This is a genomic window from Gammaproteobacteria bacterium (genome assembly GCA_022340215.1).
Classification (GTDB): domain Bacteria; phylum Pseudomonadota; class Gammaproteobacteria; order JAJDOJ01; family JAJDOJ01; genus JAJDOJ01.
In genome coordinates, this window is sequence record JAJDOJ010000040.1 from 1 (window position 1) to 5,236 (window position 5,236).

Annotated in this window: 3 protein-coding genes and 1 pseudogene; all 4 read left to right on the plus strand. The window is 60.5% G+C overall.

Going from position 1 to position 5,236, the window contains the following annotated elements:
* The first annotated feature begins 210 nt into the window (after nt 1-210).
* A pseudogene (locus LJE91_02670) lies at nt 211-939 on the plus strand (site-specific DNA-methyltransferase).
* 19 nt (nt 940-958) lie between these two features.
* Nucleotides 959-2,164 (plus strand): AAA family ATPase, encoded by a 1,206-nt coding sequence (locus LJE91_02675; protein MCG6867653.1) that lies wholly within the window; start codon nt 959-961, stop codon nt 2,162-2,164.
* Complete coding sequence (locus tag LJE91_02680) at nt 2,161-2,769, plus strand: DUF4276 family protein (GenBank protein MCG6867654.1); 609 nt, start codon at nt 2,161-2,163, stop codon at nt 2,767-2,769. Before LJE91_02675 ends, LJE91_02680 begins: the two co-directional genes overlap by 4 nt.
* On the plus strand, nt 2,766-5,236 hold a 2,471-nt coding region (locus LJE91_02685), incomplete at its 3' end, for a DEAD/DEAH box helicase family protein (protein MCG6867655.1). The genes LJE91_02680 and LJE91_02685, both read left to right, overlap by 4 nt.

The following is a 5,236-nucleotide window of genomic DNA, read 5'->3' on the forward strand; positions in this document are numbered from 1 at the left end:
TGAAGCCCTGAAGGGAAAGGTGCACGAGTCCCTGGAAATTTTTAAGAATGCCTCGAAAGAGGTGCTATCTCTCTTTGGGTTGTACCATGAGATGGTAACTGCCTGATTTTTTGCCGAAAATATTTATCTTAAAAGCTATACAAGGAAGTGGGCCATACTCAGGACGCCAAAAAGCAACTCATGGAACTGGTACAGGTCGAGCAGAGAGAGAATGTTCTAGATACCGTCAAACCCACCTCGCTCATACGACGTATGGTTCACGTTGCTACCGAGTCCGGACACGGAGACCTGGTGTTGGACTTTTTCGCCGGCAGCGGCCCCACAGGACAGGCCGTCTTGGAACAGAACAGCGAGGATGGAGGGAACCGTCGCTATATTCTTGTCCAGATACCGGAGTCCCTCCCCAAGCCAGAGATCGGACTGAAAACCATCGCCGACATTACCCGGAAGCGCCTTCGAGGCGCCTCGAAAAAACTCGAACACGACAATCCAGAGTGGGATGGAGACAGGGGTTTCCGTGTATTCAAACTCGATACCTCCAACATCCGTAGCTGGGAACCCGATTCCGAGGACCTCGAAAGGACCCTGCTCGATAACGTCGAGCACATCAAGGAAGGACGCAGCGAGGAAGACGTCCTCTACGAGCTGCTGCTCAAGCTCGGGCTCGATCTCTGCGTCCCCATCGAGAACCGCTCCATCGCGGAGAAAACGGTGTACTCCATCGGTGCGGGGACTCTCATTGCCTGTCTCGATGAGGCGGTCCCGGCTGCTACCGTTGAGCCGTTAGCGCTCGGCATCGCCAGTTGGCACAAAGAGCTCGATCCGCTGGGCGAGAGCACGGTCGCATTCCGCGACAGCGCCTTCGCTGACGATGTCGCCAAGACCAACCTCTCCGCCATCCTCCAGCAGCACGGGCTGGAGAACGTGCGAAGCCTTTAGCGAACCCCGGGATTCCGATATGACTGAGATTTTGAATCCCCCGCGTGTAGAAAGCCTGCGCGTGGAGAACTACCGGGCACTACGGGATATCGCCCTAAAAAAGCTCACGCCGTTGACGGTCCTGTTGGGTCCCAACGGGAGCGGCAAATCCACGGTGTTCGATGTCTTCGCCTTCCTGTCGGAGTGTTTTACAGATGGACTGCGTAAGGCATGGGATCGTCGTGGTCGGTTTCGAGAGCTCCGGAGCCGTGACGCGTCCGGTCCCGTCGTTATCGAGCTCCAGTATCGGGAGGATCCGAGCGCACCGCTCATTACCTACCATCTCGAGATCGAAGAGCGCAGGAAGGGACCTGTAGTGAGCCGGGAGTTCCTGCGCTGGAAGCGGGGCCACCCCGCGGCCCCCTTTCACTTTCTCGACTACCGGTACGGCACGGGGAAGGTCATCAGCGGTGAGCAACCCGAGGCGAGCGACAAGCGGATCGAAAAGCCTTTGTCCGGACCCGACGTTCTGGCCGTCAATACGCTCGGCCAGTTGGCGGAGAACCCGCGCGTCATTGCGTTGCGCGACTTCATTACCGGCTGGCATCTGTCGTATCTGTCCGCCGCCGCTGCGCGCGGCCACCCCGAGGCGGGCGCCGAGGAGCGCCTCTCGCCGACGGGCGACAACCTGCCCAATGTCATTCAGTATCTGAGCGAAGAACATCCGCAACGCCTGGAGCGGATCTTCGACACGCTTCGCCGGCGCGTCCCTCGTATCGAAAAGATCGACCCGAAGATTCTCGATGACGGGAGTCTGCTGCTGCTCGTCAAGGACGCCCCTTTTTCCAAGCCGGTGCTCGCCCGTTTCGCCTCGGACGGCACGCTGAAGATGCTCGCCTACCTGACCCTGCTCTATGACCCGGAGCCACCCAGGTTGATCGGCATCGAGGGGCCGGAAAACTATCTCCATCCCCGGCTTCTGCCGGAACTGGCGGAGGGGTGTCGTCTCTCGGCGGAACGTACGCAACTCATTGTCACCACGCATTCCCCTTTTTTCATCGATCCGCTGCATTCGGACGAGGTGAGGGTGCTCTATCGTGGCGCGGATGGCTATACGCGGGCGAGACGGGTGGCGGACATGCCAGGTATTCGGGAGTTTCTCGAAGAAGGTGCATCGTTGGGCGACCTCTGGATGGAGGGTCACTTCGATGTGGGCGATCCTCTGGCCACGGAGGACGAGGAATGAGCCGACGGCTGGAGGTGGTCGTGGAAGAGCCTTCGGCGGAAGAGGCGTTGAAACACATCCTACCGAAGATCGTCGGTGCCCGAGCGAGAGTTAAGGTGATCAACATGCGTAGCAAGAGCCGGCTGCTCAAGGAACTGCCCGCGAGACTGCGCGCCTATCGAAAGCGGATCGGCAGGGGCGAGGAACTCCGGATTGTCGTGTTGCTTGATCGAGACGCAGATACCTGCGAGGTGCTCAAGAATCGACTCGAGAAGGTATCTCACGAAGCAAGGCTGGCCACCAAGACCCACCCGGGGTCGGATGGCCGATTTATCGTCGTGAACCGTATCGTCGTGGAAGAACTGGAATCCTGGTTCATCGGCGACACCGTAGCCTTGCGAGAGGCCTTTCCCCGTCTCCCGCCGAGATTTCCAGGCAACTTTTCCAACCCCGACAACGGAGGGACGTGGGAGCGGCTCCACCGCTTCCTGAAAAGGCACGGCATCTACCGGAGCAGCTATCCGAAGATCGACGCCGCCCGCAAGATCGCGCCACACATAGAACCCGATCGAAACCGATCCCATAGCTTCCAGCAGTTCCGCCTGGGCATGGAGGCGGTGCTGTGAAACTCCACTTCGAGCCCAACCTCGATTTCCAGCTCCAGGCCATCGAGGCGGTTTGCGATCTTTTCCACGGTCAGGAGACCTGCCGGACGGAGTTCACCGTCACGAAGACCGCCGTCGGCGGCACGGCGGACCTGTTCGACGATGCCTTGGGTATCGGCAACCGACTGAGCCTGCTCGATGACGAGATTCTGGAAAATCTGCAGGGTATCCAGCTCCGCAACGGCCTGCGGCCCTCCGAGTCCCTGGCGTCAGGCGACTTCACGGTGGAGATGGAGACCGGCACCGGCAAGACCTACGTCTACCTGCGTACCGTCTTCGAGCTGAACAAGCGGTACGGGTTCACCAAGTTCGTCATCGTCGTGCCCTCGGTGGCCATCAAGGAGGGCGTCTACAAGACGCTCCAGATCACCGAGGAGCATTTCAAGGGTCTGTATGCGGGCACCCCCTTCGATTACTTCCTCTACGACTCATCGAAGCTCGGCCAGGTGCGCAACTTCGCCACCAGCCCGCAGATCCAGATCATGGTCGTGACCGTCGGGGCCATCAACAAGAAGGACGTCAACAATCTCTACAAGGACAGCGAGAAGACCGGCGGCGAGAAGCCCATCGATCTCATCAAGGCGACACGGCCGATCCTGATCGTCGACGAGCCGCAGAGCGTGGACGGCGGTCTCAGGGGCGCCGGCAAACAGGCGCTCGGCGCCATGAACCCCCTCTGTACGCTGCGCTATTCCGCCACCCATGTCGACAAGCACCACATGGTGTTCCGGCTGGATGCGGTGGACGCCTACGAACGAAAACTGGTCAAGCAGATCGAGGTCGCGTCCGCGACGGTGGAGGATGCGTACAACAAGCCCTATGTGCGGCCGGTGTCGGTCGGCAATTCGCGTGGTGTCATCAGCGCGAAGGTGGCGCTGGATATGAAGACCGCCGGCGGCGTTCAGCGCCGCGAACTGAGCGTCCAGGATGGCGACGACTTAGAGCAGGCCACGAAGCGAGGCGTCTACCGAGACTGTCGCATCGGGGAGATCCGCGTTGAGGAGGGTAACGAGTTCATGGAGCTCCGTGTGCCCGGCGGAGAACATTTCCTGCGCATCGGGGAAGCCTGGGGTGACGTGGACCCACTGGCCATTCAGCGCGAGATGATCCGTCGCACGATCAAGGAGCACCTGGACAAGGAAAAGCGGTTAGGCCCGGAGGGCATCAAGGTACTGAGCCTGTTCTTTGTCGATGCGGTCGACCGCTACCGCCAGTACGACGACGAAGGCAATCCGGTCAAGGGGGTCTACGCAAGCATCTTCGAGGAGGAGTACCGACGCCTTGCCAAGCATCCCGACTACACCAGCCTCTTCAAGGAGGTTGATCTGAGCCATGCCGCCGAGGAGGTGCACGGGGGCTACTTCGCCATCGACAAGAAGAAGGTGGCCGGCAAGGCGATCGAGATGTTCAAGGACACCCGCGGCAACACCAAGGCGGATGACGGGACCTACAACCTGATCATGCGGGAAAAAGAGAAGCTCCTGAGCCCGGACACGCCGCTCAAGTTCATCTTCTCGCATTCGGCTCTGCGCGAGGGTTGGGACAATCCGAACGTCTTTCAGATCTGTACCCTGCGCGACATCCAGACCGAACGTGAGCGGCGGCAAACCATCGGCCGAGGGCTGCGTCTGTGCGTCAATCAGGACGGTGAGCGCGTGCGGGGATTCGAAACCAACACACTCACGGTGGTGGCCACCGAGAGCTACGAGGAATTCGCCGAAAATCTCCAGAAGGAGATCGAAGCGGACACCGGAATTCGCTTCGGTATCGTCGAGCGGCACCAGTTCGCGGCGATTCCGGTCACCGGAGTGGATGGGCAGCAAACACCGCTAGGTGTCGAGCAGTCAGAGGTGCTTTGGGAGCACCTCAAGGCCCAAGGCTACATCGACGGCAGAGGAAAGGTGCAGGATACGCTCAAACAGGCGCTCAAGGACGGCACGCTGCCCGTTCCCGAGCCCTTCGCCCCTCAACGCGACCGGATCGCCGAGGTGCTGCGCAAGCTCGCCGGGCGGCTGGAGATCAAGAACGCCGACGAGCGTCGGGTGGTTCGCGTCCGCAAGGAGGTATTCCTCAGCCCCGAGTTCAAATCCCTGTGGGACCGGATCAAGCACAAGACCACCTATCGCGTTCAGTTCGACAACGAAAAGCTCATCGAGGACTGCATCGATGCCGTTAGAAACGCCCCGCCTATTCCCAGGGCGCGTCTGCAATGGCGCAAGGCCGACATCGCCATCGGCAAGGCCGGGGTGGCGGCCACGGAACGCGACGGGGCCGCGACGGTGGTGCTGACCGAGGCCGACATCGAGCTTCCCGATGTGCTCACCGACCTCCAGGACCGCACGCAGCTCACCCGGCGCAGCATCCAGCGCATCCTCTCCCGAAGCGGGCGTCTCGATGACTTCAGGCACAATCCGCAGCAGTTCATCGA